Origin of the sequence: Sphingopyxis sp. KK2, assembly GCF_001990265.1 — a bacterium.
Lineage (GTDB): Bacteria > Pseudomonadota > Alphaproteobacteria > Sphingomonadales > Sphingomonadaceae > Sphingopyxis.
The window spans coordinates 1-26,518 of sequence record NZ_LYVN01000021.1 but is presented as its reverse complement, the minus strand read 5'-3'; the positions used below and the strand labels follow the sequence as shown (position 1 = coordinate 26,518).

The 26,518-nt window shown below is 67.0% G+C and carries 29 protein-coding genes and 1 tRNA gene; 19 read left to right on the top strand and 11 right to left on the bottom strand.

Annotation, left to right across the window (positions count from 1 at the left end; genetic code table 11):
• Nucleotides 1-44: 44 nt before the first annotated feature.
• A complete protein-coding gene (locus B1A78_RS05720; RefSeq protein ID WP_077146034.1) occupies nt 45-1,223 on the bottom strand; it encodes a glycosyltransferase family 4 protein in 1,179 nt (392 codons plus the stop codon).
• Nucleotides 1,220-2,053: an alpha/beta fold hydrolase gene (locus tag B1A78_RS05715; RefSeq protein WP_256837495.1), complete on the bottom strand. Its 834-nt coding sequence runs from the start codon at nt 2,051-2,053 to the stop codon at nt 1,220-1,222. The genes B1A78_RS05720 and B1A78_RS05715 overlap by 4 nt, the downstream gene beginning before the upstream one ends.
• Before the next feature lie 272 nt (nt 2,054-2,325).
• Between B1A78_RS05715 and astD the strand changes: the two genes are divergently transcribed.
• The 7 genes from astD to B1A78_RS05680 all read left to right on the top strand — a co-directional run bounded on the left by astD (nt 2,326) and on the right by B1A78_RS05680 (nt 8,173).
• A complete protein-coding gene (gene astD / locus B1A78_RS05710) occupies nt 2,326-3,771 on the top strand; it encodes a succinylglutamate-semialdehyde dehydrogenase (RefSeq protein WP_077146032.1) in 1,446 nt (481 codons plus the stop codon).
• Nucleotides 3,772-3,864: 93 nt separating this feature from the next.
• Nucleotides 3,865-4,662: a uroporphyrinogen-III C-methyltransferase gene (gene cobA / locus B1A78_RS05705; RefSeq protein WP_077146031.1), complete on the top strand. Its 798-nt coding sequence runs from the start codon at nt 3,865-3,867 to the stop codon at nt 4,660-4,662.
• Nucleotides 4,659-4,955 carry a DUF2849 domain-containing protein gene (locus B1A78_RS05700; protein ID WP_077146030.1) on the top strand — a complete coding sequence of 99 codons (297 nt, stop codon included), beginning with the start codon at nt 4,659-4,661 and terminating at the stop codon, nt 4,953-4,955. Before cobA ends, B1A78_RS05700 begins: the two co-directional genes overlap by 4 nt.
• Nucleotide 4,956: 1 nt before the next feature.
• Complete coding sequence (locus tag B1A78_RS05695) at nt 4,957-6,588, top strand: nitrite/sulfite reductase (protein WP_077146029.1); 1,632 nt, start codon at nt 4,957-4,959, stop codon at nt 6,586-6,588.
• Nucleotides 6,581-7,027 carry a DUF934 domain-containing protein gene (locus B1A78_RS05690; RefSeq protein ID WP_077146028.1) on the top strand — a complete coding sequence of 149 codons (447 nt, stop codon included), beginning with the start codon at nt 6,581-6,583 and terminating at the stop codon, nt 7,025-7,027. Before B1A78_RS05695 ends, B1A78_RS05690 begins: the two co-directional genes overlap by 8 nt.
• Complete coding sequence (locus B1A78_RS05685) at nt 7,020-7,823, top strand: phosphoadenylyl-sulfate reductase (RefSeq protein WP_077146027.1); 804 nt, start codon at nt 7,020-7,022, stop codon at nt 7,821-7,823. Before B1A78_RS05690 ends, B1A78_RS05685 begins: the two co-directional genes overlap by 8 nt.
• Nucleotides 7,824-7,882: 59 nt before the next feature.
• Nucleotides 7,883-8,173: a GIY-YIG nuclease family protein gene (locus tag B1A78_RS05680; RefSeq protein ID WP_077146026.1), complete on the top strand. Its 291-nt coding sequence runs from the start codon at nt 7,883-7,885 to the stop codon at nt 8,171-8,173.
• Between the two features lie 90 nt (nt 8,174-8,263).
• Here B1A78_RS05680 and B1A78_RS05675 read toward each other — a convergent pair whose 3' ends face one another.
• Entirely contained in the window at nt 8,264-9,775 is a 1,512-nt protein-coding gene (locus B1A78_RS05675) for a replicative DNA helicase (protein WP_144037703.1), read from the bottom strand.
• 129 nt (nt 9,776-9,904) lie between these two features.
• Here B1A78_RS05675 and B1A78_RS05670 point away from each other — a divergent pair, with 129 nt between their 5' ends.
• The 9 genes from B1A78_RS05670 to B1A78_RS05635 all read left to right on the top strand — a co-directional run bounded on the left by B1A78_RS05670 (nt 9,905) and on the right by B1A78_RS05635 (nt 16,874).
• Nucleotides 9,905-10,402 (top strand): UPF0262 family protein, encoded by a 498-nt coding sequence (locus tag B1A78_RS05670; protein WP_077146025.1) that lies wholly within the window; start codon nt 9,905-9,907, stop codon nt 10,400-10,402.
• 2 nt (nt 10,403-10,404) lie between these two features.
• Complete coding sequence (locus tag B1A78_RS05665) at nt 10,405-11,166, top strand: GH25 family lysozyme (RefSeq protein WP_083733877.1); 762 nt, start codon at nt 10,405-10,407, stop codon at nt 11,164-11,166.
• The gene (locus B1A78_RS05660) at nt 11,163-11,615 is read left to right on the top strand and encodes a cytidine deaminase (RefSeq protein WP_077146024.1); all 453 of its coding nucleotides are present in this window, start codon (nt 11,163-11,165) and stop codon (nt 11,613-11,615) included. Before B1A78_RS05665 ends, B1A78_RS05660 begins: the two co-directional genes overlap by 4 nt.
• 39 nt (nt 11,616-11,654) lie before the next feature.
• Entirely contained in the window at nt 11,655-12,209 is a 555-nt protein-coding gene (gene dcd / locus B1A78_RS05655) for a dCTP deaminase (protein ID WP_077146023.1), read from the top strand.
• A gap of 81 nt (nt 12,210-12,290) precedes the next feature.
• Nucleotides 12,291-14,015, top strand: coding sequence for a cellulase family glycosylhydrolase (locus tag B1A78_RS05650; RefSeq protein ID WP_077146022.1), 1,725 nt, complete (start codon nt 12,291-12,293; stop codon nt 14,013-14,015).
• 49 nt (nt 14,016-14,064) lie between these two features.
• Nucleotides 14,065-14,223, top strand: coding sequence for a hypothetical protein (locus tag B1A78_RS22560; RefSeq protein ID WP_179101986.1), 159 nt, complete (start codon nt 14,065-14,067; stop codon nt 14,221-14,223).
• An 85-nt stretch (nt 14,224-14,308) separates the two neighbouring features.
• A complete protein-coding gene (locus B1A78_RS05645; protein WP_077146021.1) occupies nt 14,309-14,821 on the top strand; it encodes a DoxX family protein in 513 nt (170 codons plus the stop codon).
• 72 nt (nt 14,822-14,893) lie between these two features.
• Nucleotides 14,894-16,066 (top strand): trans-acting enoyl reductase family protein, encoded by a 1,173-nt coding sequence (locus B1A78_RS05640; RefSeq protein WP_077146020.1) that lies wholly within the window; start codon nt 14,894-14,896, stop codon nt 16,064-16,066.
• Between the two features lie 7 nt (nt 16,067-16,073).
• On the top strand, nt 16,074-16,874 hold the full coding sequence (locus B1A78_RS05635; RefSeq protein ID WP_083733875.1) for an acyl-CoA thioesterase II: 801 nt from the start codon (nt 16,074-16,076) through the stop codon (nt 16,872-16,874).
• On the opposite strand, the gene B1A78_RS05630 is transcribed toward B1A78_RS05635, so the two are convergent.
• The 5 genes from B1A78_RS05630 to B1A78_RS05610 all read right to left on the bottom strand — a co-directional run bounded on the left by B1A78_RS05630 (nt 16,865) and on the right by B1A78_RS05610 (nt 20,446).
• Nucleotides 16,865-18,226: an ATP-binding protein gene (locus B1A78_RS05630; RefSeq protein WP_083733873.1), complete on the bottom strand. Its 1,362-nt coding sequence runs from the start codon at nt 18,224-18,226 to the stop codon at nt 16,865-16,867. The genes B1A78_RS05635 and B1A78_RS05630 overlap by 10 nt on opposite strands.
• The gene (locus tag B1A78_RS05625) at nt 18,223-18,957 is read right to left on the bottom strand and encodes a response regulator (RefSeq protein WP_077146018.1); all 735 of its coding nucleotides are present in this window, start codon (nt 18,955-18,957) and stop codon (nt 18,223-18,225) included. The genes B1A78_RS05630 and B1A78_RS05625 overlap by 4 nt, the downstream gene beginning before the upstream one ends.
• Before the next feature lie 131 nt (nt 18,958-19,088).
• Nucleotides 19,089-19,709, bottom strand: coding sequence for an EF-hand domain-containing protein (locus B1A78_RS05620; RefSeq protein ID WP_077146017.1), 621 nt, complete (start codon nt 19,707-19,709; stop codon nt 19,089-19,091).
• A 300-nt stretch (nt 19,710-20,009) separates the two neighbouring features.
• A complete protein-coding gene (locus B1A78_RS05615) occupies nt 20,010-20,183 on the bottom strand; it encodes a DUF1328 domain-containing protein (protein ID WP_077146016.1) in 174 nt (57 codons plus the stop codon).
• Between the two features lie 189 nt (nt 20,184-20,372).
• A tRNA-Gly gene (locus B1A78_RS05610) sits at nt 20,373-20,446 on the bottom strand.
• 91 nt (nt 20,447-20,537) lie between these two features.
• On the opposite strand from B1A78_RS05610, the gene dinB reads away from it, so the two are divergent.
• Nucleotides 20,538-21,674: a DNA polymerase IV gene (gene dinB, locus B1A78_RS05605; protein ID WP_077146015.1), complete on the top strand. Its 1,137-nt coding sequence runs from the start codon at nt 20,538-20,540 to the stop codon at nt 21,672-21,674.
• 9 nt (nt 21,675-21,683) lie between these two features.
• Here the strand turns inward: dinB and B1A78_RS22230 are convergent, their stop codons facing one another.
• Both B1A78_RS22230 and B1A78_RS05595 read right to left on the bottom strand, forming a co-directional pair.
• Complete coding sequence (locus B1A78_RS22230) at nt 21,684-22,271, bottom strand: hypothetical protein (protein WP_144037702.1); 588 nt, start codon at nt 22,269-22,271, stop codon at nt 21,684-21,686.
• A gap of 37 nt (nt 22,272-22,308) precedes the next feature.
• The gene (locus B1A78_RS05595; RefSeq protein ID WP_077146013.1) at nt 22,309-23,907 is read right to left on the bottom strand and encodes a peptide chain release factor 3; all 1,599 of its coding nucleotides are present in this window, start codon (nt 23,905-23,907) and stop codon (nt 22,309-22,311) included.
• A 111-nt stretch (nt 23,908-24,018) separates the two neighbouring features.
• Here B1A78_RS05595 and B1A78_RS05590 point away from each other — a divergent pair, with 111 nt between their 5' ends.
• Together B1A78_RS05590 and B1A78_RS05585 are read left to right on the top strand one after the other, a co-directional pair.
• Nucleotides 24,019-24,534, top strand: a complete 516-nt coding sequence (locus tag B1A78_RS05590; protein ID WP_077146012.1) for a hypothetical protein — start codon at nt 24,019-24,021, stop codon at nt 24,532-24,534.
• Nucleotides 24,535-24,608: 74 nt separating this feature from the next.
• Nucleotides 24,609-25,142 (top strand): hypothetical protein, encoded by a 534-nt coding sequence (locus B1A78_RS05585; protein ID WP_077146011.1) that lies wholly within the window; start codon nt 24,609-24,611, stop codon nt 25,140-25,142.
• On the opposite strand, the gene B1A78_RS05580 is transcribed toward B1A78_RS05585, so the two are convergent.
• A partial coding sequence (locus tag B1A78_RS05580) for a transglutaminase-like domain-containing protein (protein WP_144037701.1) occupies nt 25,117-26,518 on the bottom strand: 1,402 nt, incomplete at its 5' end. The genes B1A78_RS05585 and B1A78_RS05580 overlap by 26 nt on opposite strands.

The window sequence follows — 26,518 nt, the reverse complement described above, 5'->3', positions numbered from 1 at the left end:
GGCCCCCATTTGCCGCCTCCGTAAGCGGAAGGCGGTCCCTTTTGTCAATCCGAACCCACCCAGCGACCGCTGAACGGGCCATAGCCACCAAGGCCGCGAGCATAGAGCTTTTCATAGGCGGCGACCATCGCTGATTCGTCGAAGCGTTCGGCGGCGACGCACCGGTTGGCGGTCCCGATTTCGCTGCGCAGCGCCGGATTTGCGGCCAGTTCGGCCAGCCCCGCCCGGAACGCGGCTTCGTCGAGGGCGATGAAGCGCCGGTTCTCGCCCGCCACCATCGCCGCGACGTCGCCGACATCGGGACTGACCACCGGCAGCCCCGCCGCCATCGCCTCGATCACGGCGATCGGCGCCTGCTCGCTCCGCGACGACAGCGCGAGGATGTCGAAATGGCCGACCCAACGATCGGGCGCGGCCATGAAGCCGGGCATGACCAGCCGATCCGCCATGCCGCAGGCGGCCGCCTCGGCCGCAATCGCCTGGCGTTCGGGTCCCTCGCCGACGATCACCAGCCGGACGTTCGATGGCAAGGTCGCCACCGCGCGGACGAGACGCGGCAGATCCTTGACCTTGCGCAGCCCGGCGACGGTGCCGATCACGACTTCGCCAGCGCGGCGTTCGAACCCCGGGATCGGCACGGTCGGTCCATGACCATAGGCTGCGACGTCGATGCCGTTGCGGATCAGATGGACACGATCGGCCCGCCACTCTTCGGTCGCAATGCGTTGCAGCAGGACCGAGGGCACCACGACGCCCAGCGCGTGCTTCAACCCGGCGCGGCGAAACAGATTGCGTTTCCAGTTCCGCCGGACGCTTTCATCCTCGTTGAAACCATCCTCATGATGGATCAGGCTGGGCGGCATATTATACCACCAGCGATTCCAGTAGAGCCGATGCGCCATCACGCCGTCCATCGCACCCCAATTGTAACTCAGCACCAGTTCGAAATTCAGCATATAGCGCATCAGGTCGCGATAGCGGCCCGGCGATGGCTTGCCGTGAAGCGGCGGCGCATCGGTCGGGAAATCGACGACGATCCCCGGCGCGATGGCATCGCGCGCACCCAGGGCATCGGGCACCGCTGACAGGATGGTGTGACGCGCGTGGTCGCCCATCAGGTTCATCAGCCGCGTCGCACGCGCTTCCTTGCCGCCCAGCGCGAAACTCGAATGGAGGTGCAGGATGCGGATCGGCCACGGCCGTGCAGAATCGTCGCCATTCACGCGGCGGGAAGCTCCATTGCCCAGCCGTCGATCGCCGCCAGCGCCTCGGGCTCGTCCATCGTCGGGGCATGGCCGACGCCGGGGACCTCGACCAGCCGCGCCTGCGGCAGTTCGGCGGTCATTTTCGCGGCGGCATCGCGCCCGAGGATGTCTGACAGTTCGCCGCGCAGCACCAGCAGCGGCACCCCGCCGAGCGCGCGATAGGCGGGCCACAGGTCGACCCCGGCATCCCCGCCGTTCGGCACGCGCAGCGGCGCCGCGATCTGCTTGTCGTAATCGGTGACGATCCGCCCCTCGGCGGTCAGCCGGTGGGTGCGCTTGGTCAGCCGCAACCAGTCGTGGATATGATAGCCAGGATAGACCGCCGCGTTGAGTTCGCCAAAGGCGCGCGCGGCGTGGATCCACGTCGGCTGGCTGCCCCCGGCGCCGATATAGTCGCGGATACGCGCGAGCCCCGCCGCCTCGAGTTCGGGGCCGACATCGTTCAGCACCGCACCGACGAGCCGCCCCGGCTGCGTCGCCGCGAGCAGCATCGACACCAGCCCGCCGAGCGAGGTGCCGACGGTGGCGAAACGATCGACCTTAAGGTCGTCAAGCAGCGCGATGACGTCCTGCACATAGGTCAGCGGGACATAGGTCATCGGGTCCTTGGCAAAAGCGCTTTCGCCGCGGCCGCGGAACTCGACGACGATGACGCGGCGGACCTGCGCGAGATGCGGTGCGAGCGCTTCGAAATCGCGCGCGTTGCGCGCGAGGCCGGGCATGCAGAGGATCGGCGGCGCACCCGCCGCCGCGTCGGGCCCGGCATAGATGCGCGCGTGCAGCCGCACGCTATCGGCCGACCACCAATAATGGTCCGCCCAGTCGCCGCGCCCGTCCGATGCCTTGTCCTGCCTGACCGAAATAACGGCTTCCCTTCTTCGCCCGCCCCCCGGGGATTCCTATCCCCTATCGCCAACCCGGCGCGGCCGCGCAAGCGATGCTTGCCTCGGCTTGCCGCTCCCGGCTTTCACCGATAAGAGGCTGGGACAATGCAGCGACCGGTCCCCGACATCCAGCCCACCTCCCCTCGCGGCAAGCGCGCGGCAGGCCCGGAGGTCGCATGACGGCCGAACTGGTTTCCCACGAACCCGCGACCGGCGCCGAAATCTGGCGCGGTGCGATCAGCGATATCGACCGCGAGGTCGAGATCGGCCGCCGCGCCTGGCCCGAATGGGCGGCGAAGCCCCTTACCTTTCGCACCGAAACGCTGCGCCGCTTCGCCGACCGGGTGAAGGCCGAGAGCGAAACGCTGGCGACGCTGATCGCGCGCGAGACCGGCAAGCCCTTGTGGGAAGCGCGCACCGAGGTGGAATCGGTCGCGAACAAGGTCAATATCTCGATCAACGCCTATGCCGAGCGCACCCCGAACCGCCGCATCGAGGGCGCGATGGGGCTGCGCAACGCGGTGCGCCACAAGCCGCACGGGCTGCTCGCGGTGCTTGGCCCCTATAATTTCCCGGCGCACCTGCCCAACGGCCATATCGTGCCGGCGCTGATCGCGGGCAATTCAGTGGCTTTCAAGCCGTCCGAAAAGACCCCGGCGACCGGCGCGATGCTCGTCGACCTCTATCACAGCGCCGGGGTGCCCGAAGAGGTGCTGCGGCTGGTGATCGGCGGCCCCGACGAGGGCAAGGCGCTCGCGGGCCATGCCGGCATCGACGGGCTGCTGTTCACCGGATCGGCGCGCACCGGGCTGGCGCTCAACCGCCAGTTCGCGAACCGCCCCGACAAGATCCTCGCGCTCGAAATGGGCGGCAACAATCCCGTCGTCGTCTGGGACACCCCCGACCTCCACACCGCGGCGATCCTTGTCGTCCAGTCGGCCTTCCTCAGCGCCGGGCAGCGCTGCACCAACGCGCGTCGCCTGATCGTCAAGGACAGCATGGCCGACCGGCTGGTCGAGGAAGTGCGCAAGCTGACGAACCGGCTGATCGTCGACGAGCCCTTTGCGACGCCGCCGCCCTATATGGGGCCGGTGATCGATAACGAGGCCGCCGACGGGCTGACCGAAAGCTTCCTGATCCTGATGTCGAACGGCGGCAAGGTCGTCCGCCACATGACGCGCCCGGTCAAGGATCGCCCCTTCCTGACCCCCGGCATCATCGACGTCACCGACATGCCCGAACGTCCCGATATCGAATTGTTCGGCCCCCTGCTCCAGATCGTGCGCGTCGACAGTTTCGAGGCGGCGATCGCCGAGGCGAACAACACCGCCTTCGGCCTGTCGGCGGCGCTGATCGGCGGGTCGCCGCAGCTCTACGACCAGTTCTGGGCGAATGCGCGCGCAGGGGTCATAAACTGGAACCGCCCGACCAACGGCGCCTCGTCGGCGGCGCCCTTCGGCGGGGTCGGGCTGTCGGGCAACCATCGCCCGAGCGCCTTTTACGCCGCCGATTATTGCGCCTATCCGGTCGCGAGCAGCGAAAGCGACGCCGTGCGCGCCTCGATCGGCGTCGGCCTGCGCGACCCCGAGGAATCGCAGCTGGTGGCGAAGAAGTTCCTCTGAACAGTTCCCGCCGGCAAGCGGGTCAATTTTACCTACACCCCCGTCAACAAAGCCTGCTTTGCCATATCGGCGGGCGCGGACCATCTACGCTGGATGGAAAAGACTCCCCCTTCCACCGGCAAGCTGTGGCTCGTCGGCGCCGGCCCCGGCGATCCCGACCTGCTGACGCTGCGCGCGGCGCGATTGCTGACGAGCGCCGACCTGGTCGTGCATGACGGGCTGGTCGGCGACGGCGTGCTCGCGCTGATCCCGGCGCATGTCGAGCGCATCTCGGTCGCCAAGCAGCGCAGCCGCCACACGATGAAGCAGGAGGCGATCAACGAGCTGCTCGTGCGCGAAACGCAGGCCGGCAAGCAGGTCGTGCGGCTGAAGGGCGGCGATCCGTTCATTTTCGGGCGCGGCGGCGAGGAACTCGACGCGGCGCGCGAAGCGGGCGTTGCCTGCGAAGTCGTCCCCGGCATCACCGCCGCCGCCGGATGCGCCGCGCAGGCGGGGCTGCCGCTGACGCACCGCGAGGATGCGAGCGCGGTGAGCTTCGTCGCGGGGCAGTGCAAGGATCTGTCCGACCAGGACTGGTCGGGGCTCGCGGGGCATGGCCGCACGCTCGTCATCTACATGGGGCTCGCGACCGCATCGGCCATCGCCGACAAGCTGATCGCCGACGGCGTATCGCCCGACCTGCCCGTCGCGGTGGTCGAACGCGGCACCACCAAGGATGCCCGCGTGCTGCGCACGCTGCTCACCGATCTCGGCGACCTCGTCGCGCGCGAACGCGTCGCCAGCCCAGCGCTGATCATCGTCGGCAAGGTCGCGGCGCGCGCCGACGCGCTCGACTGCCTCGGCGCCCCCGGCATCGCTCAAAACATAGAAAATATAAGGGACTTCACATGAAATTGCTCACGGGCAACGACCTGAAAACAGGTTTCGTCACCTGGTGGACCGGCGCCGACTGGTCGCTGCACATCGAGGATGCCGCCGACGTCGGCGAGCATGGCGAGGCGGTGCTCGCCGTCGAGGAGGCTGCGCGCCGCGTCAATGCGCCTTACATCATCGCGGGCGAAGCAACCGCCGATGGTCCGCGCCCCGCGCATATCAAGGACCGCATCCGCGCATTGGGTCCGACCGTGCGCCCCGACCTGACATTGAAACCCGCCGATCCTGCGGCCGGCGACTGGGTGATCTGACATGTATAAATATGACGAATATGACCATGCGATGGTCGCCGCCCGCGTCGCCGAATTTTCGGACCAGGTGAAGCGCCGCCTTGCCGGCGAAATCACCGAGGACCAGTTCAAGCCGCTGCGGCTGATGAACGGCCTCTATCTCCAGCTGCACGCCTATATGCTGCGCGTCGCGGTGCCCTATGGCACGCTCGACAGCCGCCAGATGCGGATGCTCGCGCATATCGCGCGCAAGTACGACCGCGATTACGGCCATTTCACCACGCGCCAGAATATCCAGTATAACTGGATCAAGCTGGAGGATGCGCCCGCGATCCTCGAGGATCTCGCGTCGGTCGAGATGCATGCGATCCAGACGAGCGGCAATTGCATCCGCAACATCAGTTCGGACCAGTGGGCGGGCGCCGCCGCCGACGAGATCACCGATCCGCGTCCGTGGGCCGAACTGCTCCGCCAATGGTCGAGCTTCCACCCCGAATTCAGCTATCTGCCGCGCAAGTTCAAGATCGCCGTCATCGCCGCAGACGAGGATCGCGCCGCGATGCGCCTGCACGACATCGGCATCCAGATCGTCGAGAAGGACGGCCAGCACGGCGCGGCCTTCTACGTCGGCGGCGGCATGGGCCGCACCCCGATGATCGCGCCGCTGATCAAGGATTTCGTGCCGCTCGACGACATGCTGAGCTATGCCGAGGCGTGCCTGCGCGTCTACAACCGCTATGGCCGCCGCGACAATATCTACAAGGCGCGGATCAAGATCCTGATCCACGAACTCGGCGCCGACGAATATCGCCGCCAGGTCGAGGAAGAGTTCGTCCATGTGAAGTCGCTGGGCATCGACCCGCCGAAGGCCGAGTTCGACCGCATCGCCGCACAATTCGCGCCGCCGCCGCTCGACGCATCGGCACCCGACGAAATCGACCGCAGCGATCCCGACTTCGCGGTCTGGGTCGACCAGAATGTCGCCGCGCACAAGCTGCCCGGCCATGCGATCGTCAACATCAGCCTGAAGCCCGTCGGCGGCATCCCCGGCGACGCATCGTCGGCGCAGATCGACCTGATGGCCGACCTTGCGGAGAAATACGGCCATGACGAGCTGCGCGTCACCCATGCGCAGAACATCGTGCTGCCGCATGTCCGCAAGGCCGACCTTTACGCGATCTGGCAGGCGCTCGACGCCGCAGGGCTCGCGACGCCGAACCTCGACCTGATCAGCGACATCATCGCCTGCCCCGGCCTCGATTATTGCAGCCTCGCCAATGCGCGCTCGATCCCGGTCGCGCAGAAGATCGCGACGCGCTTCTCCGATCTCGGCCGCCAGAAGGAACTTGGTGAGCTCAAGCTCAAGATTTCGGGCTGCATCAACGCCTGCGGGCATCACCACGCCGGCCACATCGGCATCCTGGGGGTCGATCGCAAAGGCACCGAAAACTACCAGCTTCTGCTCGGCGGATCGGGCGCGGAGGATGTGTCGCTCGGCACGATCACCGGCCCCGGCTTCGACGAGGACGGCGTCGTCGATGCGATCGAGCGCGTCACCGACAAATATCTCGCCGAACGCGCCGAGGGCGAGCGCTTCGTCGACACCTATCGCCGCATCGGCATGGCCCCCTTCAAGGAGGCGATCTATGGTTGAGCGCGCCGATAATCAGTCCCTTCCGCAAGCGGAAGGGTGGCATACGGACGGCGAGGAACCCTGCGTCACCCTCGACGCCTTTCTGTCGCAGTCGAACGCGACCGCGGTGCGGCTCGAGCCGGACGAGGATGCGCGCGCGCTGATCCCGCATCTCGACCGGCTCGCGCTGATCGAGGTTGCTTTCCCGAAGTTCCGCGACGGGCGCGGCTATTCGTCGGCGCGCATCCTGCGCGAGGCGGGCTATGTCGGCGAATTGCGCGCGCAGGGCGACGTGCTGGTCGACCAGATCGCCTATATGAAACGCTGCGGCTTCGATACATTCGCGCCCGAAAAGGACCTGAACCCCGCCGATGTCGAGGCAGCGCTCAGCCGCTGGCCCGAGCATTATCAGGGCGCGGCCGACGGCGCGGTGCCGATCTGGAAGCTGAGGCATGGCTGAGGTGAGGGTCTCTCCCCCCAACACCGGCGAAGACCGCACGCGCGACCGCATCGACGTCGCGCCGCGCTTCGCGCCGACCGACGTCATCCGGCTGAATAATCTGTTCCGCGGCCAGGACGCCGCCGAGGTCGTCGCGAGCGTGATCGGCGCCGGGCTGCTCGGCGAGACCGCGATCGTGTCGAGCTTCGGCGCCGAGAGCGCGGTGCTGCTGCACCTCGTCACGCGCGCCGCGCCCGACATGCCGGTGCTGTTCCTCGACACCGGCAAGCATTTCCCCGAAACCTTGGCCTATCGCGACGAACTGGCGGCGAAGCTCGGGCTGAATATCGTCAACCTGACCCCCGATCCCGACGACCTCGCGGCGAAGGACGCGACCGAGTTGCGCTGGTCCTACGACCCCGACGGCTGCTGCGAGATCCGCAAGGTCAAGCCGCTCGAAAAGGCGCTGGCCGATTTCGACACCTCGATCACCGGGCGCAAGGGCTTCCAGGCCTCGACGCGCACCGGCCTGCCGCGCTTCGAACTCGACGGCAACACCGGCCGGCTGAAGTTCAACCCGCTCGCCAACTGGTCGCGCGCCGACCTCGACGCCTATTTCGAGGCGCACGACCTGCCGCGCCACCCGCTCGAAGCCGAGGGCTATCCGTCGATCGGCTGCTCGCCCTGCACCTCGAAGGTCAAACCCGGCGAAGACCCCCGCTCGGGCCGCTGGCGCGGCTGGGACAAGACCGAATGCGGCATCCACAGCGAAGTGACGCCGATCGACGACAATCCGGCGAACGACCCGGCGTTCTGAGATAGCCGTCATCCCAGCGAAAGCTGGGATCGCTGGGAACCTTGCGCTACGCTGTCGGCATGAGCCGTGGCGGACATGTGTACATCATGACGAACAAGCGCGGTGGCGTGCTCTATATCGGAGTCACGGCGGACATTTCGGCACGCGTTTTCCAGCACAAGACCGGCAAAGGCTCAGCTTTCTGTCGAAAATATGGATTAACCACGCTTGTGCTCGCCGAGGAATATCCAACGATCGAAGAGGCCATCGCACGCGAAAAAGCGATGAAGGCTTGGAAGCGGCAATGGAAAATCGAGTTGATCGAAGCAGGCAATCCAGATTGGAGTGATCTGGCGGCCAATATTCTTTGACCGTCGTTCCAGCGAAAGCTGGGACCGCTATCGTCCCGCTAAACCGCCAGCGATCCCAGCTTTCGCTGGGATGACGTGTTGGTGATCGAGCTACTCATAATCCTCATAGGCCATGCTGTCGTCGGCGAGGTCGCTGAACTTGGTCGTCTTCGCCTCGAAGTGCAGGCGGACCTTGCCGGTCGAACCGTGACGCGATTTGGCGACGATGACTTCGGCGAGGCCGAAGACGCGTTCCATTTCGGCGGCCCATTCCTCGTGCTGGGCGTGGATCTTGACGTCGTCGCCCTCGACCGGGCGCTTGGGCTCGCGCGCCGCGACATAATAATCCTCGCGGAACACGAAGAGCACCATGTCGGCGTCCTGTTCGATCGAGCCCGATTCACGAAGGTCGGAGAGCTGCGGCCGCTTGTCCTCGCGGCTTTCGACCTGGCGGCTGAGCTGCGAGAGCGCCATCACCGGAACATGAAGTTCCTTCGCCAAGGTCTTCAGGCCGCGTGAGATTTCGGAGATTTCCTGCACGCGGTTGTCGCCGCTTTTCGACGACCCCTGCAGCAGTTGGAGATAGTCGACGATGATGAAGCCGATGCCGTGGCGTCGCTGGAGCCGCCGCGCGCGGGTGCGCAGACCGGCGATCGTCAGGCCCGGCGTGTCGTCGATGAACAACGGCAAGGTCTGGAGCGCCTGCGCGGCGCGGGAGAGCTGCTGGAACTGTTCCTTGCTGATCTTGCCCATGCGCAGCGCCTCGCCCGAGACGCCCGACTGTTCGGCGAGCACGCGCGTCGCGAGCTGGTCCGCCGACATTTCGAGGCTGAAGAAGGCGACCTTGGCGCCCATATTCTTCTCGGGCGGGATGCCGTCCTCCTCGTCGCGGCGGAAGCGTTCGGCGGCGTTATAGGCGATGTTCGTCGCAAGCGAGGTCTTGCCCATACCCGGACGGCCCGCGAGGATCATCAAGTCCGAATTGTGCATGCCGCCGATCTTGGCGTTCATACTGCCGATGCCGGTGGTGATCCCCGACAGATGGCCGCCCGAATTGAGCGCGCGTTCGGCCGCCTGCAGCGCGACGAGGCTCGCCTGGCTGAAATTCTTGACCGTCCCCATCTCGGCCTCGCCGCCCGCGACACGGTAGAGCGCGGTTTCGGCTTCCTCGATCTGCGCCTGCGGGTCGACGCGCTCACTCGTGTCGAGCGCATTGTCGACGAGCGTGCGGCCGACGCCCGCGAGTTCGCGCAAGAGCGCGAGGTCGAAAATCTGCTTGGCGAAATCGCGCGCGCCGATCAGGCCCGCACCGCTGCCGGTCAGCTGCGCAAGATAGCCGGGCCCGCCGACCGCCTTCATCGCCTCGTCGGCCTCGAAAAAGGGCTTGAGCGTGACCGGGGTCGCGATGCTGTTGCGCTCGATCAGCGCCATCGTCTGCTGGAAGATGCGGCCGTGCAGCGGTTCGAAGAAATGATCGGGGTGGAGCTGGACGGGCAGATCCTCGACGACTCGGTTGTCGATCAGGATCGCGCCGAGGAAGGCGGCCTCGGCCTCGATATTGCGCGGCAATTGGCGGTCGTCCCCCGGCGAGGCCGGGGCGGGAACAAGGGCAAATTCAGGCATAGCCATCCTCATGCGCCGAGGGCCGGAGCGGTGCAACCGGCGATATGGCCCCGCATATCATATCTGGGGATTGCTGTGCATAAGTCACCGCTTGCCCTTCAAGCACGGCCAAGTAGAAGCACGGACAGCATGACCGACGCCGACCCCGCCAAACAGCGCATCATTTCGATCGAGCTCGACGAGGGTTCGATCGTCTGGCGTAACCCCGACGTCGAGCAGGAGCGGCGCGTCGCGATCTTCGACCTGATCGAGGACAACAAGTTCGTGCCCCAGCGCGGGCATGCCGATGGCTATGCCGGGCCCTATCGTTTGATGCTGCGTGTCGAGGACGGCCGCCTGATCTTTGAAATCAGCCGCGAAGATGGATCACCGCTCGAGGCGATCATCCTCGGCCTCGGGCGCTTTCGCCGCCCGATCCGCGACTATTTCGCGATCTGCGATAGCTATTACCAGGCGATCAAGACCTCGACCGCGCAGCAGATCGAGACCGTCGACATGGCGCGGCGCGGGCTGCATAACGAGGCGGCCGAGATGCTGATGGACCGGCTCGACGGCAAGATCGCGGTCGATTTCGATACCGCGCGGCGGCTGTTCACGCTGATCTGCGTGCTGCATATCAAGGGCTGACCATGGCGACGGGGGCGATCAAGAGCGGCGGCAAGAAGCCGGCCAAGCCGGGCCGCGACTGGCGCGGCGCGCTGCTGCGCCTGCTCAAGCGCATCGGTGCGGCGCTGCTGCTGAGCCTGCTCGCCATCGGCCTCGCGCTGTGGTGGGCGGCGCGCTGGGCGCCGGCGCGCGACCAATATCCGTGGCAGGGGGTGACGATCGACGCGTCGAACGGGACGGTCCATTGGGGATCGATCAAGGCCGCGGGCGCCGACTTCGCCTATATCGCTGCAACCAGCGGTGCCGACCGGGTCGACCCGGCCTTTGCGCGCAACCTGCGCGATGCCGCGCTCGCCGACGTGCAGGCGGGGGCGATCCACCGCTATGACCTGTGCCGCCTCGCCACCGACCAGGCGGCCAATTTCATCCGCAATGTCCCGCGCCGCAAAGACATGTTCCCCGCAGCCATCTGGCTCGACTTCGACGACCGTTGCCCCGACCGGCCGACGCGCGCGCTGCTGCTGTCCGAACTGACGACTTTCCTCGCGCAGATCGAGGCGCATACCGGCAAGGAAAGCCTGATCGCGCCGAGCCCGGCCTTCGAGGCCGAATATCAGGTGACGCGGAGTATTGCGCGCACCACCTGGCTGCGCCGCGATTTTTTCACCCCCGAATATGGCGCGCACCCCTGGGCGATGTGGCAGGCGAACGACTATATGCGCATCGCGGGCGCCGACGGCACCGTCGGCTGGAACGTCGTGCGCCCCGACGGAGACATCAAATGAGCGAAGAGACGATCGACGCGCTGATCGACGCCGCGCGCGACGCCGCGAGCCGGGCCTATGCGCCCTATTCGGGCTTTCACGTCGGCGCCGCGCTGCTGCTCAAGGACGGCAGCGTCGTCACCGGCGCCAATGTCGAAAATGCAAGCTATGGCCTGACGCTCTGCGCCGAGACCGCCGCGATCGCCAAGATCGCCAACGAGGGCTGGATCGGCGAGCTCGCCGAGGTCGCGATCGTCGGCGGGCGGCCCGACGGCGATGCGCTGATCGGCAGCGATCCGGTCAACCCGTGCGGACGCTGCCGCCAGATATTGAACGAGGCCGCCGAGCGGTCGAAGACCGACATCCTCGTCCATTGTGCCTCGGGCGACGGCAACGCGGTGAAGAGTTACCGGCTCAGCGAGTTGCTGCCGGCCGCTTTCGGGCCGAAGGACCTTGGCCTGATCGACTGACCGCTTGCGCAAAGCGCAGCGCCCCGACAAGACAACGCCATGGCCATTCTTTCCGACCGCTGGATTCGCGAAGCCGCCCGAACGCAGGGCATGATCGAACCGTTCGTCGAGGCGCAGCGCCGCGACGGGTGCATCAGCTATGGCCTTTCCTCCTATGGCTATGACGCGCGCGTCGCGCCCGAATTCAAGATCTTCACCAATGTCGACAGTACGATCGTCGATCCCAAGGACTTCGACCCCAAGAATTTCGTCGACCGCGAAACCGATGTCTGCATCATCCCGCCGAACAGCTTCGCGCTCGCCCGCACGGTCGAATATTTCCGCATCCCGCGCGACGTGCTGGTGATCTGCCTCGGCAAGTCGACCTATGCGCGCTGCGGCATCATCGTGAACGTCACCCCGCTCGAGCCCGGCTGGGAAGGCCATGTGACGCTCGAATTTTCGAACACCACACCCCTGCCCGCCAAGATTTACGCCAATGAAGGCGCGTGCCAGTTCCTGTTCCTGCAGGGCAATGAGCCGTGTGAGACGAGCTACGCCGACCGCGCGGGCAAATATATGGGGCAAAAGGGCGTCACGCTGCCCAAGCTTTGATGCGGCAACCCTGGCGACCGCAGCTTGCTTTGACCGGATAAATTGATAACGTTCCCATAAATCATAAACGGGGATGCCATCATGAAATTCGGGTCGGCTCTGCTGGCGCTTGGTGCGCTGTTTTCTTCCACCACAGCCCATGCCGAGGGCTGGCTGAAAGTCGACGGCACAAAGATCGTCGACGACGGCGGCGAGCCGGTGATCCTGCGCGGCATGGGGCTCGGCGGGTGGATGCTGCAGGAGGGCTATATGCTCAAGCTCGGCGCGGTCGGGCAGCAGCACAGGATCCGCGCGAAGCTGGTCGAACTGGTCGGCGAAGAGCGCACGGCGACCTTCTACCGCGCCTGGCTCGACAACCACACCACCGAGGCCGACATTGCGCAGATGGCGGCGTGGGGCTTCAACTCGGTGCGGCTGCCGATCCATTTCGACCAGCTCACGCTGCCCGTGGACAAGGAACCCAAGGCCGGGGTCGACACCTGGCACGAGGAGGGCTTCGCGCGCATCGACAAATTGCTCGCGTGGAGCAAGGCGAACCGCATCTGGCTGATCCTCGACCTCCATGCCGCGCCGGGCGGGCAAGGCAACGACCTCGCGATTTCCGACCGCGACCCGACCAAGCCCTCGCTGTGGGAGAGCGCGGAGAACCAGCGCAAGACGGTGGCGCTGTGGACGAAGCTCGCGGCGCGCTACAAGGACGAGCCGTGGATCGGCGGTTACGACCTGATCAACGAACCGAACTGGAGCTTCGCCACCCCCGGCAAGGGCAATGGCTGCGACGAGACCGAGAACAGGGCAGTCTGGGACCTGCAACAGCGGATCACCGCGGCGATCCGCGGCGTCGACAAGCGGCATATCGTCATCGTCGAGGGCAATTGCTGGGGCAATAATTACAAGGGCCTGCCGCCGGCATGGGACGCCAATATGGTGCTCAGCTTCCACAAATATTGGAACCGCAACGACGCGGCGAGCATCGCCGATATCGTGAAATTGCGGACCAGCTATGGCCGCCCCGTCTGGCTGGGGGAATCGGGCGAGAACAGCAATGTCTGGTATCGTGACGCGATCCAACTCGTCGAGGGCGAAGGCATCGGCTGGAATTTCTGGCCCTGGAAGAAGATCGGTTTCAACCAGCCGCTCGAGATCGCGGCCGGCGACGGCTGGATGAAGATCACCGCCTGGGCGACGGGCAAGGGGCCGAAGCCCGCGCCCGACGAAGCCTTTGCCGCGATGATGCAATTGACCGAAAATACGCGGTTCGACCGCACGATCCCCAAGCCCGACGTCATCGACGCGATGTTCCGTCAGCCACATGATGCCAGCGCACAAGCCTTTGTGGAGCGCAGGCTCGGCACCGCGCCGTTGACGGTCCGCGCCGTCGATTATGACCTCGGCCCCGCCGACGTCGCCTATCGCGACAGCGTCGACGCCAATTATCACGTCGCAACGGGCGGCGAGCGCACGCCGTGGAACAATGGCACGACCTTTCGCAACGACGGCGTCGATATCGCGCGCGCATCGGACGGCACGCCCTATGTCGACGACTTCGTGACCGGCGAATGGATGCGCTACAGCCTCGACGCCGCGACGGCGGGGCGCTGGCGCGTCACCATCCGCGCGCGCTCGGCCAAGGGCGGGACGATCGCGCTCGGCGACCGCGAAATCCACGTACCGGCCGGGGGCGAGTGGCAGACGATCGCCCTGCCCGATCTAAGCATGAAGGCCGGGCCCAACGCGCTCATCCTGCGCGCGGCCGCCTGCGACGACTGTGAAATCAACGACTTGGCGCTGGCGCCCCTTCCTTGACGGCACCGGTGCAATGCCGCATATTTGCGCGGTTCTGGAGGGGTTCCAAATGATCGACCGCAATATTCCCGAGGCCAATGACGAGCGCTGCGACCGCAAGGACTGGTCGGCGCCGCAATTGCGCAGCATCACCCCCGCGCGCCGTACGCGCGGCGGCAGCGGCGAGGCCAATGGCGACATCGACGGGCTGATCTACGACCTGAGCTGACCTGTCCGCCTGAGCGGCGGAACCTCCGGCGCCTCCGCGCGTCCTGACTGCACAAGCGGTCGGGGCGCTGAGTGGAGGATGACCCATGTCCATGATTGCCGTCTTCATCGGCCGCCTGTTCATCGCCGTGATTTTCGTCGTGTCGGGGATCAACAAGCTGATCCATGTCGCCGACACCAACGCCATGATTTCGGCCGCGGGCCTGCCCGCCGGGCTCGCGATCCCGACCGGCCTCTTCGAAACGGTCGCGGGCATCTGCATCGCGCTCGGCATCGCGACGCGACTGTTCGCGATCCTGCTCGCGGGTTTCGTGCTGCTCACCATTCTCTTCTTCCACCGCGAGTTTGGCGATCCGATGCAGGCGATGGCGGCGATGAAGAATCTCGCGATCGCCGGCGGGCTGCTCTGCCTGTTCGGCTATGGCCATACCCGCTGGAGCTATGACGCGCTGCGCCAGCGCCGCCGCGACGAGCTGGCGAAGCACCAGGCCGAGGCCCGGTTGACCGAAGCCGAACTGCGCGCCGCGCGCGCCGAAGGCCGCGCCGAGGCCGTCGGCGCCCCGGTAGCGGTCACCAAGCGCCCCTTCTGGCGGCGCTGACGCCTTTCGCTTGGCAAGCCCGCGCGCCTGCGCTAGCCTCCACTTAACGTTTACGTAAAGGGAGAGCTGGCCATGGCGGGGACCCGCGAGTTCGACATCATCGTCTATGGCGCGACCGGCTTTACCGGCCGGCTCGTCGCCGAATATTTCGTCCAGCATTATGGCGGCCGCGCCGACGCGCCCAAATGGGCGATGGCGGGACGCAGCGCCGACAAGCTCGCCGAGGTGCGCGACCTGATCGGCGCGCCGAAGGACACGCCGCTCGTCGTTGCCGACGCAAGCGACCTTGCCAGCCTCGACGCGATGGCCGCGCGCACTTCGGTCGTGCTGACCACGGTCGGCCCCTACCAGCTCTATGGCAGCGACGTCGTCGCGGCCTGCGTCAAGGCGGGCACCGCCTATGCCGACCTGTGCGGCGAACCCGGCTGGATGCGCGAGATGATCGACGCGCACCAGGACGCGGCCAAGGCGTCGGGCGCGCGCATCACCTTCAGCTGCGGTTTCGACTCGATCCCCTTCGACCTCGGCGTGCTGTTCCTGCAGGCCGAGGCGGCGAAACGCCACGGGAGCCCCGCGCCGCGCGTCAAGGGCCGCGTCCGCAAGATGGCGGGCGGCGCATCGGGCGGTACGATCGCCAGCCTGACCGAGACGCTGAAGGCGGTCGCGAAAAAGCCGTCGCTCGCGCTGCTGCTCAAATCGAGCTTCGCGCTCACCCCGGGGTTCGACGGCCCGTCGCAGCCGAGCGGGCTGATCCCCGAATATGACGGCGCGACGGGCACCTGGACCGCGCCCTTCGTGATGGCGCCGATCAACACCAAGAATGTCCACCGCACCAATTTCCTGCTCGGTCACGCGTGGGGCGCCGACCTCGTCTATGACGAGATGGTGATGACGACGATCGGCGACGCCGGAAAGGCGATGGCCGAAGCGATGGCGAAGGCGAACCCCTTCGGCGAATCCAAGCTCCAGCCCGGCGAAGGGCCGAGCAAGGAAGAGCGCGAGAATGGCTTCTACGACATTCTCTTCATCGGCGAATATCCCGACGGAACGAGCATCCGTGCCAGCGTGCAGGGCGACCGCGACCCGGGTTACGGCTCGACGTCGAAGATGCTCGCCGAAACCGGCATGGCGCTGCTCGCGAACAAGGGCGATGGCGGCGTATGGACCCCGGGCGCGCTGCTCGGCGATGCGCTGATCGACCGGCTGACCGCCAATGCCGGACTGACTTTCCAGATCGAGGAATAGAATCAGAATGACGACCTCTCCCAGCGCGCTCGACGCGCTGCTCTCGACGCTGCGCACCGAAGACGGCGTGGCCAAGGCGCATATCGACGACGGATGGATGCAGGGCCGCACCGCCTATGGCGGGATCAGCTCGGCGGTCGCGCTTGCCGGCGCGATGGCGCTGCACCCGACCGAAACCCCGCTGCGCTATGCGCAGATCAGCTTCGTCGGCCCGGTCGGCGGCGATTGCACCGTCGACACCCGCGTGCTGCGCCAGTCGAAATCGTCATTGTTCGTCGACGCCGGCGTATCGAGCGACATGGGCTTCGGCACCGCCGCGACCTTCGCCTTCTCGGGCGACCGGCCGAGCCACCTCGACCACAACAGCCTGTCGATGCCCGACGCGCCGCCCCCCGAGGAGCTGGCGCCGGTCCCCGACCACAAGGCGCGCCCCAGCTTCGTGCGCCATTTCGACATGCGCCCGACCACCGGCCCGCGCTTCAACTGGAAGAGCGACGTCGGCGATTATCTGACCTGGGTGCGCTTCGTCGAGGAACCCGCGTGCCACCCCGCGGTCGCCTTGCTCGCGATGGGCGATGCCCTGCCCCCCGCCGCGATGGCGCTGTTCACCGAATTCGGCCCGATCAGCTCGATGAACTGGACGGTCAACATGCTCAGCGGCACACCCGAGACCGAGGACGGCTGGTGGCTGCTCTCGGCAAAGACCGGCTTCGCGCGCGGCGGCTTTTCGGTGCAGGACATGATGATCTGGAACCGCGCCGGCGAACCGGTGGTCAGCGGCAGCCAGGGGATCGCGATCTACGCCTGAGCGTCGATCGGCAAGACCACCGCGGCATCGAGCCCGCTCGCGTCGCCGCGGTTGGCGATGACCAGCCGCCCGCCTTCGCCCTCGGCCAGCGCCTTGGCGATCGCCAGCCCCAGCCCGGCGCCGCCGGTGGCGCGGTTGCGCGACGCCTCGCCACGCGCAAAGGGTTCGACGAGGTCGGCGATCCGCGCCGGGTCGATCCCCGGCCCGTCGTCGCGCACGATCAGCTTCAGCTCCGTGTCGGTCCGTTCGACGATCAGCGCCGCGCTGCCCGCATAGGCGAGCGCATTGTCGATCAGGTTGCGCAGCGCGCGCCGCAGCAGCAGCGGGCGGCCGCTGAGCGCAGGCAGCGCCGGCATCGCCTCCGGCCCCGCCACCGGCTTGCCCATCGTGCGATATTCCTCGCCCATCTGGGCGAGCAAGGTCGCCGCGTCATAAATTTCGGGCGCTTCCTTGCCCGCGCCGCTGCGCGCCACCGCGAGGATGTCGGCGAGCATCGCGGTCATCTCGTCGATCGTCGCGATCATCTTGTCGCGCAGCTTGTCGTCCTCGACCGCCTCGACGCGCACGCGCAGGCTGGCAAGCGGGGTACGCAGGTCGTGGCCGACCGCGCCGAGCATCCGGTCCTTGTCGGCGAGCATCGTCGCGATCCGCGCGCGCGAGGCGTTGAAGGCGCTGATCACGTCGCGCACGTCCGACGGCCCCTCTTCGAGCAAGGGCGGCCCGTCACCCATCGGGTCGCGCCGCACCGCCTGCGTCAGCGTGCGCAGCGGCTGCGCCGCGCGCCAGGCGATCAGCAGCACGGGGACGAGGATGAGCATATAGAGCGACAGCGTCTGCCAGATCAGGAAACCCTGCAGCCGTTTGCCCTCGGCTGGGAGCCAGCTGCGCACGACGACATAGCGCCCGCCGATTTTCGCCGACACGATCGCGGTGCGCGCGGGACCGTGCATCTTCTCCATCTTCGGGCGCGGTGGCAGCACCCATGCCTGCACCTGTTCGGCATCGAGCCCTGCCTGTTCGAGTTCCGCCGCGACATGCGCCGCGAGGTCGGCATCGGCGCGCGCGCGCGGCGGCGGCGCGAAGGGCGTGTCGCGGACCTGAAGGCGCGGCTGGCGCTTCGCCGGCGGGGCATCGGGCACCGTGTCATAGGGATCGGCGATCGCGCCGCGGCGATCACGTTCGAGCGCGTCGATGATCCGCGCCACCGCCATGCCGCCGCCATTGGCATAGGCCTGTTGCCGCTGGCCGCGCGCCAGCAGCGCGAAGTTGATCGCCTGCGCGACGAACAGCGCCACCGCGACCGCGAGCACCATCTGCCCGACGAGATTGCGGGGCCAGGGCCGAAGCTTCACGTCGCGCCGCCCAGCCGCTTGACCTCGCAGGCGAGCGTATAGCCCCCGCCCCACACGGTCTTCACGAGTTGCGGGTGCGCGGGGTCTGCCTCGATCTTCTTGCGCAGGCGGCTGATCAGATTGTCGATCGCGCGATCGAAGATGTCGGCCTCGCGCCCGCGTACGAGGTCGAGCAACCGGTCGCGGCTCATCACCTGCCGCGGGTGGCGCACCAGCGCGTGGAGCAGGTGATATTCGCCCGACGACAGTGCGACCTCCTCGCCCGCCTCGTCGACGAGCACGCGTTCGACCTCGCGCAGCACCCACGGGCCAAAGGCGAAGGCGGTGCCGCCGGGGTCGAGCATGCGCCCGCCCGCCTGCGTCCGGCGCAGCACGGTGCGGATGCGCGCGACCAGTTCGCGCGGGTTGAAGGGTTTGACGACATAATCGTCGGCCCCGATCTCCAGCCCGATGATCCGTTCGGTATCCTCGGCGCGCGCGGTCAGCAGGATCACGGGGATACTGCTCGTCTCGCGCAAATGGCGCGTCAGCGACAATCCGTCCTCGCCGGGCATCATGATGTCGCTGACGACCAGGTCGATGCTCTGCGCGCGCAGCACCGACCGCGCCTCGGCGGCGTTGGCCGCATCTGTTACGGCGAAGCCCTGCGCCGACAGATAGTCGGTCAGCGGCTCGCGGATCGACGGCTCGTCGTCGATCAGCAGGATGCGCGGCGCGTCGCTGTCACTCATTCGGATGAAATCCCGGTAATAGTTCGCCCACCGGCCAGGGGAAGCCGGTGGGCGATAGCTGGCAGGGACCAGCGGCAAAGGCAATGCCAGGGAGGGGGAAGAGCCTGCCGTTGCCGCCGGTCCGCTGCCGATCATTCGCCGGCGGGGGCTGCCGGCGGAGCGGCGCGCTTCGCCTTCCACGCGCCGCGCTGCGCCTGGCGTTCCTCGGCGGTCACCTGGCCGTCCTTGTTGGCGTCGGCGGCGTCGAAGCGCGCGAGCGCCGCGGTCTGGAATTCAGCCTGGCTGATCGCCTTGTCGCCATTGGTGTCGGCCTTCATCATGCCGCCGCGACCGCCGGGGCCACCATGATGGCCGCCATGCTTGCCGCGATGGCCGCGCATGCCGGGGCCGCGCTTGCCGGGTTCGCCGGCTTCGGCACGCTTTTCGCCGCGCTCGGCGCGCTTCGCCTGACGGTCGGCCGAGGCCTGGTCCCATTCGGCCTTGCTGACGTTGCCGTCCTTGTTCGCGTCGAGCCGTTCAAAGGCCTTGGCGCGCATTTCGGCATGCCGCGCGGCGCGGTCGGTGGCGTCGAGCTTGCCGTCCTTGTTCGCATCCATTTTTGCGAACATCGCGGTCGCATTGGCCTGCGCCTCGGCGCGGGTCACGGTGCCATTGCCGTCGGCATCGGCCTTGGGACCCATGCCCGGTGCGGCGAGAACGGGCACGGCGACCAGCGCGGCGCCGAGCGTCAAAAGGGTGAGCTTCTTCTTCACGGTACGAACTCCTGATGCGGAGCCGAAGGGGGCCGGCTCTCGATGAAGCCGGTCTAGGGGGCACTTGTCCCAGCGCCATGCCGGTTTGGCGGAAAATTGTCGCAAATTGTCGCAGAAATCAGCGGCGGTTCATCGCTGCGAAAGTTCGAGGCCCCGGAAACAGGTAAGCCCCGTCGCATTTCTGCGGCGGGGCTCCCTAGGTTCCGTCCGAAGAACGGGACCATCTCCACTCTCACTTTCGGTCAAGTAGAACCAAGAAGCGCCCGCACCGCCGGATGGTTCCGGCGGGCGCGCGAGTTTTTACACGACCTTCTTCGCCGCGAAGGCGCCGAGGATCACGAACAGCGCGACCAGCGCGAGCCCGATGAAGAACAGGATCTTGGCGATCCCGGCCGACGCGCCGGCGATGCCGCCAAAACCCAGCACCGCGGCGAGCAGCGCGATCACGGCGAAAATCAAAGCCCATTTGAACATTGGAAATCTCCTCGACAAAGCACAGTCCATGAGCGCGCGGCACCGACCTCCGAAGCAGCGCGCATAGGCCCCTGCCGGAGAGAGACGACCTTTGGCCGCGCCTCGATAATCTGAATGTTGGTTGCGCCGGATAAACGGCGGCGGCCGGGAAAGGTTCCGGGCGTGGATCGCAGCGATGCAAGAGGTGACTGGAGCGGGTAGCGGGAATCGAACCCGCCTAGCTAGCTTGGAAGGCTAGAGCATTACCACTATGCTATACCCGCTCACCCAAGGTCGGCGGCGATTGCCATTTCGGCCCGGCTTCGTCAAGCGGGCCGTAAGCACGGCATTGAGAACATCGTGGCAACATGGTAGATGGAGGGCGTGGAAGACGCCGAGATTCTGGCCGAAGATGCCGCGGAGGTCCGGGTCCGCAAGATCATCCATGTCGACATGGATGCCTTTTACGCGTCGGTCGAACAGCGCGACGACCGCTCGCTGCGCGGCAAGCCCGTCGCGGTCGGTGGCTCGTCGCGGCGCGGGGTGGTCGCAGCGGCAAGTTACGAGGCGCGCAAATTCGGGGTGCGGTCGGCGATGCCGAGCGTGACCGCGAAGCGCCAATGCCCCGACCTGATCTTCGTGCCGCCGCGCTTCGAGGTCTATCGCGACATCTCGCACCAGATCCGCGCGATCTTTCGCGACTATGCCGACGAGGTCGAGCCGCTGTCGCTCGACGAGGCCTATCTCGACGTGTCCGCCGACAAGGCCGGGCTCGGCAGCGCGACCGCGACCGCGAAGCTGATCCGCCGCCGCATCCGCGACGAGACGGGGCTCACCGCCTCGGCGGGCGTGTCGTACAACAAGTTTATCGCCAAGCTGGCGTCGGACCAGAACAAGCCCGACGGGCTGACCGTCATTCCTCCCGGCAAAGGTGCGGCCTTCGTCCAGACGCTGTCGATCCGGCGTTTCCACGGCATCGGCCCGGTCACCGCGGCGAAGATGGAGGGGCTCGGCATCTTCTCGGGCGCCGACCTCGCGGACAAGGACCCGCTGTGGCTCGCCGAAAACTTCGGAAACAGCGCCGAATGGCTGTTCAACCTCGCGCGCGGGATCGACCATCGGCGGGTCAAGTCGCACCGGCCTTTGAAATCGCTCGGCGGCGAGCGTACCTTCTTCAACGACCTGATCAGCGATACCGAAATCCGCGAGGCGCTTGCGCATGTCAGCGCGGTGGTGTGGGACCGCGCCGCCAAGAAGGGCGCGCGCGGGCGCACCGTGACGCTGAAATTGCGCTACGCCGATTTCCGCACGATCACGCGCGCGAAGTCGGTGCCCTTCGCGATCGGCGACGGCGCGGCGCTGCTCGCGGCGGGCGAAGCGATATTGGCGCCGCTGCTGCCGACCGAACAGGGGATCAGGCTGCTCGGGCTGACGCTGAGCAAGTTCGAGGGCGAAGAGGATGAGGAGGACGGTGGCGACAGCGCGCCGGCCGACCTGCTCAGCCTGATATAGGAGATTGGCCTAATCGGGCAGGTCGTACAGTGGGTGCTTCGGAGGGCGCCATCCCCGAGTGTCCGGATCATAGAACTTGCAAGACAAACCGCGAAGCTCGATGGCCTGTCGCATTTCCACGTTGCACATCATGCGGAAGTCGCCGGGCATGAAAAATAGTGCTGGCCTGCCTTCCAGCGATCGATCATTCAGCCTGAGCAGGTGAAGACCGTGATACTCCATCGCCCTCACTTCGGGTGAACATCGCGAGTCATCCACCGGAATATATTCGACAATCGAGCTGTCGATTTCGAGTGTCTCGCGGAATCGCCGCGAACAGATCGAACCGCCCTGTCCGCAAAAATCGAAGTCGAACTGGTCGTCGTCGATCGCCAATTCGATCACGCCGCCCCTATATCGATGCTGGTCGATGAGCCGACCCGATCGGTCATAGGCTCCCGGCTCATCGTGATAGTAGCTCGTGGGCGGGCGCTCAGGAAATCTTGGCCACCAACGATTGATCAGATGGTATCGACGCGGCTCAGCATCCAGCAGGTAGTCAACGCGTGCCAAGCACTCCGATGCCTGCGCCAATCCAAATCGCTTCGCATCCGACATCTACGACACCTCGCTCTCGAAGGTAAGCCAGCAAGCCCTACTCCGCCAGAGCCCCCAGCCGCCGTTCCTTTGTCGCGGTAAAGCGGATGTCCGGATTGCGCTGGGTGATATAGCCGACCTCCCAGCCGTCCTTTGCCATGAACACCGGCGCGCCGTCGCGGTCGGTGGCGCTGGCGCCGCGATGTTCGGACTGGAACGCCTTCAGCTTCGCCGGATCGTCCGACGCGACCCAGCGCGCGGTTTCCCACGGCGACTGCTCGAGCTTCGCCGCGACCTTATATTCGGCGTCGAGGCGGCTGATCAGCACTTCGAGCTGGAGCTGGCCGACGACGCCGACGATCATGTTCGCACCGATCTCGGGATAGAAGACCTGGATGATCCCCTCCTCGGCCATGTCGTCGAGCGCCTTGCGCAATTTCTTGGTCTGCGTCGGATCGACGAGCGCGACGCGGCGCAGCAGTTCGGGGGCGAAGTTCGGCAGGCCGGTGATCGTGATGTCGGTGCGTTCGGACAAGGTGTCGCCGACGCGCAAGGTTCCGTGGTTCGGAATGCCGATGATGTCGCCCGGAAAGGCCTCCTCGGCCATTTCGCGGTCCTGCGCGAGGAACAGCATCGGGCGGCTGATCGCGATCGCCTTGCCCGTGCCGCCCTGCATCAGCCGCATGCCGCGCTCGAACTTGCCCGAGCACAGGCGCATGAAGGCGATGCGGTCGCGGTGCGCGGGGTTCATGTTCGCCTGCACCTTGAACACGAAGCCGGTGACGGCATCGTCGCCGGGGTCGACCGGCGCGGGTTCGGCGGGTTGCGGCTGCGGCCCCGGCGCATGCGCGGCAAGCGCGGCGAGCAGGTCGGTGACGCCGAATTCCTTGAGCGCCGAGCCGAAATAGACCGGAGTCAGGTCGCCACCCCGGTACGCCGCGCCGTCGAAGGGCGCGTAACAGGCCGAGGCCAGTTCGGTCTCTTCCCTGAGATGCGCGAGCGCGTCCGCCGACAGTTCGGACGCCAGCGCGGGATCGTCGAGGCCGGAGACCTTGGCACGGTGCCCCTCATACATGCGCGACGCATCGCCGCCGGGACGCATGATCGCCGGATCGGCAAGGTCATAGATGCCCTCGAACTGGCCGCCCATGCCCGCGGGCCAGTTCATCGGGCAGACGTCGAGCGCCAACCGGTCGGCGACCTCGTCGAGCAGTTCGAACGGCGGCAGGCCCTCGCGGTCGACCTTGTTGATGAAGGTGATGATCGGCACCGAACGCAGGCGGCACACTTCGAACAGCTTGAGCGTCTGCGGCTCGATGCCCTTGGCGGCGTCGATCACCATCACCGCGCTGTCGACCGCGGTCAGCGTGCGATAGGTATCCTCGCTGAAATCCTCGTGCCCCGGGGTGTCAAGCAGGTTGAAGATCAGCCCGGCGTGCTCGAAGGTCATCACCGACGAGGTCACCGAAATCCCGCGCTGCTGCTCGATCTTCATCCAGTCCGAGCGCGCGCGCCGCGCCTGGCCGCGCGCCTTGACCTCGCCAGCAATATGGATCGCGCCGCCGGCGACGAGCAATTTCTCGGTCAGCGTCGTCTTGCCCGCGTCGGGGTGCGAGATGATGGCAAAGGTGCGGCGTTCGGGATGGGGAGCGATCATCGCGCGCGCCTAGCAGCGACGGCGCGGCGTGGGAAGGGGCTGGCAATCCCGGATTGCCTGGCCGCCCCATCTCTGTCACCCTCCGGGGCTGGAGAAAGACGGAGATCGCCCATGTCGCTATTCCCCAAGATCCAGAGCCCCTGCCCTTACAAGGGAAAGCTCAGCGACATCGTCGACGGTGACATCTGCCGCCTGTGCGACCGCGAGGTCCATGACATTACCGACCTGTCGAGCCGCGACCGCCGCGCGCTCGTCGCGGGATGCAGCGGCGAGATTTGCGTCAGCTATCGGCTGGTCGCCAAATCGGCGCTCGCCGCAGCGGCCCTGGGCGCGAGCCTCGGTAGCCCCGCCTTTGCGCAATCGGACACGCCCGCGCCGACCGAGGCCGCCGATGGCGACTTCTGCCTCGAAGGCGATGTCATCATCGTGGCGGCAGGCGGCCTCAAGGCCCCCGACGCGGTCGAGTGGCTCGCGGTCGATCTCGACGATGCGCGGCCGGCCATGCCGGTCGTCTATGAAGATGACGACGAGCCCGCTGCCCCGCAACAAGCACGGCCAGGCGACGAGCAAAGCCCCGCGCGCGATGCACCGCCACCCCTTATGGTGAAACGCCCCGCCGCCTCGTGAACCTATAGCCGACGGCGATTGTCAGCCGCGCCCAACTCTGGCATTCTTCCAGACCGGAGAGAGATGGAGGCCCTATGTCGCTGTTCCCGCGGATCCAAAGCCCCTGCCCCTACAAGGGCAAGCTTGGCGACATCATGGACGGCGACATCTGCCGCCTCTGCCACCGCGAGGTGCATGACATCTCCGACCTTTCGAGCGCGGCGCGCCAGGCGCTGGTCGCCGACTGCGCCGACGAGCTTTGCGTAAGCTACAAGGTGCCGGTGAAATCGGCGCTCGCCGCGATGGCGCTGGGCGCGAGCATGGCGACCCCCGCCTTCGCGCAGATCGACGAGGTGCTCGCGGTCGAGGGCGAGCCCGCGAGCGGCGAATATTGTCTCGAGGACCAATATATCATCGTCGGCGGGTTGAAAAATCCGGGCGCGGTCGAATGGCTGACCGCCGATCTCGACACCAGCCTGCCCGACATGCCGGTCGTCTATGACGATGACGCCGATACGGCGCCGCGCGCCGTGCCAGCCGCGCCGTCCCCTGCCGCCGATAGCAGCGACCGGACCCAGGACGAGCGCGACCCGCCGCAGCTGGTCAAGGATCGGCCGGCCGCTTCCTGACTTCGGCGATCGCGCGCCAGTCGAGCAGCGCCGCGACCTGATTGGCCTCGACCATCGCTTCGGGCTCGCCGTCGCCGAGGCTGAGCGCGATATGCGTCGCGTCGAAACCGTTCAGCGAGATATCATAGCTTTTCCAGCGCCCGTCGACGAAGGCGAGCACCCAGCTGTGCGGCATGAAGGCGTTGCTCGCGCCATGATAGCGCCCCGGCGAAAAGACCAGCCCGTGCGCGACGCGCGTCGGGATGCCCGCCGCGCGGCCGAGCGCCGCGAGCACCAGCGCATCCTCGGTGCAGTCGCCTGCGCGGCGACGCCAGGCGGTGCGGGCCGAGACATAGCCGTCGAAATCGATCCGCGGCAGCCGCCCGCGCGCGACGACCGCCAGCCGCTCCATCGCCGCCGCGTCGGTCTTCGCGCCGCGCCGCGCCTGCGCCGCCTTTTCGGCGAAGGCGGCGTCGTCGCTCTGGACCCATGGCGTGGCGCGCGTCCAGATCGCGCGCTCGGCATCGGTCGGTGCGGGCGCCGCGCCGCAATCGCCGCAGATATCGAGCTGCCAGCCGTCGCCCTCGCGGCGCACGCGCTGTTCGCCAGTCTCGGGAAAGACGACGCCGATGTCGGCGGGGACGCCGAAATCATAGCGGATGCGCCCGAGCGCGGCGCGCTGCGTCATATGCACCGCGGGCCGATATTGTTCGTGCGCGATGGTGCGGCCGCGCGACAGGACATCGTCCCTGGTCAGTGGGCCGTCGTCGCGGCGCCACGACCGGCTGCTGCCGAGCAAGGGCTGGCGTGCCTCGACCAGCCGGCCCTGCTCATAGCTCAGCCAGCGCACCGATTGCAGCCGCCCGCCGCGCGACAGCGTCAGCACATAGGCCTGATCGACGCCCGCGCGCTTCGCCAGCGCCAGCTCGACCGGCCGGAATTGCAGCGCGACGGGGTCGAATTCGGCGATCGACCAGCGCCGCGCGCCGTCGGGTTCGACAAGGACGGGCGCCAGCGCTTCGGGGTCGCCGATCGGCAGCGCGGGGAGCGCGGCGCGCACCATATGCCGCTGCCCCTCGCCCACCGCCTGCCCCTTCAGCATGCCGTCCTTGCGTTCGAGATCGACGGTCAGCACCCGGCCGTTGACGCTGCGCCGCCACTGCCAGCGTTGCGGCGTCCCGTCGGCGCCGCGGACGATGCGCAGCGTCTCGCCGAACTCGGTCGGGCCATGACCCGCGACGGTGAAGGCGGATTCGAGCTGCCGCAGCGTTTCACTGCCCTCGGCGCTCGCCACAGTCCGTTCGCTCTGGTGGCCGATCAACTGGCCGCTCTCGCCATAGATCGCGATCGCGGCCTCTTCGGGCGCCGGCTCGCCGCTGCCCGCCGCGCCGCCGAGC

Bases quoted from the DNA above. Each gene is read 5' to 3' on its own strand.
- B1A78_RS05650 (WP_077146022.1), top strand. From the start codon at position 12,291: ATGAAATTCGGGTCGGCTCTGCTGGCGCTTGGTGCGCTGTTTTCTTCC.
- B1A78_RS05585 (WP_077146011.1), top strand. From the start codon at position 24,609: ATGTCGCTGTTCCCGCGGATCCAAAGCCCCTGCCCCTACAAGGGCAAG.
- dcd (WP_077146023.1), top strand. From the start codon at position 11,655: ATGGCCATTCTTTCCGACCGCTGGATTCGCGAAGCCGCCCGAACGCAG.
- B1A78_RS05685 (WP_077146027.1), top strand. From the start codon at position 7,020: ATGGCTGAGGTGAGGGTCTCTCCCCCCAACACCGGCGAAGACCGCACG.
- B1A78_RS05695 (WP_077146029.1), top strand. From the start codon at position 4,957: ATGTATAAATATGACGAATATGACCATGCGATGGTCGCCGCCCGCGTC.
- B1A78_RS05665 (WP_083733877.1), top strand. From the start codon at position 10,405: ATGGCGACGGGGGCGATCAAGAGCGGCGGCAAGAAGCCGGCCAAGCCG.
- B1A78_RS05625 (WP_077146018.1), bottom strand. From the start codon at position 18,957: ATGAGTGACAGCGACGCGCCGCGCATCCTGCTGATCGACGACGAGCCG.
- B1A78_RS05670 (WP_077146025.1), top strand. From the start codon at position 9,905: ATGACCGACGCCGACCCCGCCAAACAGCGCATCATTTCGATCGAGCTC.
- B1A78_RS05615 (WP_077146016.1), bottom strand. From the start codon at position 20,183: ATGTTCAAATGGGCTTTGATTTTCGCCGTGATCGCGCTGCTCGCCGCG.
- B1A78_RS22230 (WP_144037702.1), bottom strand. From the start codon at position 22,271: ATGTCGGATGCGAAGCGATTTGGATTGGCGCAGGCATCGGAGTGCTTG.
- B1A78_RS05640 (WP_077146020.1), top strand. From the start codon at position 14,894: ATGGCGGGGACCCGCGAGTTCGACATCATCGTCTATGGCGCGACCGGC.
- B1A78_RS05590 (WP_077146012.1), top strand. From the start codon at position 24,019: ATGTCGCTATTCCCCAAGATCCAGAGCCCCTGCCCTTACAAGGGAAAG.
- B1A78_RS05680 (WP_077146026.1), top strand. From the start codon at position 7,883: ATGAGCCGTGGCGGACATGTGTACATCATGACGAACAAGCGCGGTGGC.
- B1A78_RS05595 (WP_077146013.1), bottom strand. From the start codon at position 23,907: ATGATCGCTCCCCATCCCGAACGCCGCACCTTTGCCATCATCTCGCAC.
- cobA (WP_077146031.1), top strand. From the start codon at position 3,865: ATGGAAAAGACTCCCCCTTCCACCGGCAAGCTGTGGCTCGTCGGCGCC.
- B1A78_RS05635 (WP_083733875.1), top strand. From the start codon at position 16,074: ATGACGACCTCTCCCAGCGCGCTCGACGCGCTGCTCTCGACGCTGCGC.
- astD (WP_077146032.1), top strand. From the start codon at position 2,326: ATGACGGCCGAACTGGTTTCCCACGAACCCGCGACCGGCGCCGAAATC.
- B1A78_RS05690 (WP_077146028.1), top strand. From the start codon at position 6,581: ATGGTTGAGCGCGCCGATAATCAGTCCCTTCCGCAAGCGGAAGGGTGG.
- B1A78_RS05675 (WP_144037703.1), bottom strand. From the start codon at position 9,775: ATGCCTGAATTTGCCCTTGTTCCCGCCCCGGCCTCGCCGGGGGACGAC.
- dinB (WP_077146015.1), top strand. From the start codon at position 20,538: ATGGAGGGCGTGGAAGACGCCGAGATTCTGGCCGAAGATGCCGCGGAG.
- B1A78_RS22560 (WP_179101986.1), top strand. From the start codon at position 14,065: ATGATCGACCGCAATATTCCCGAGGCCAATGACGAGCGCTGCGACCGC.
- B1A78_RS05660 (WP_077146024.1), top strand. From the start codon at position 11,163: ATGAGCGAAGAGACGATCGACGCGCTGATCGACGCCGCGCGCGACGCC.
- B1A78_RS05645 (WP_077146021.1), top strand. From the start codon at position 14,309: ATGTCCATGATTGCCGTCTTCATCGGCCGCCTGTTCATCGCCGTGATT.
- B1A78_RS05700 (WP_077146030.1), top strand. From the start codon at position 4,659: ATGAAATTGCTCACGGGCAACGACCTGAAAACAGGTTTCGTCACCTGG.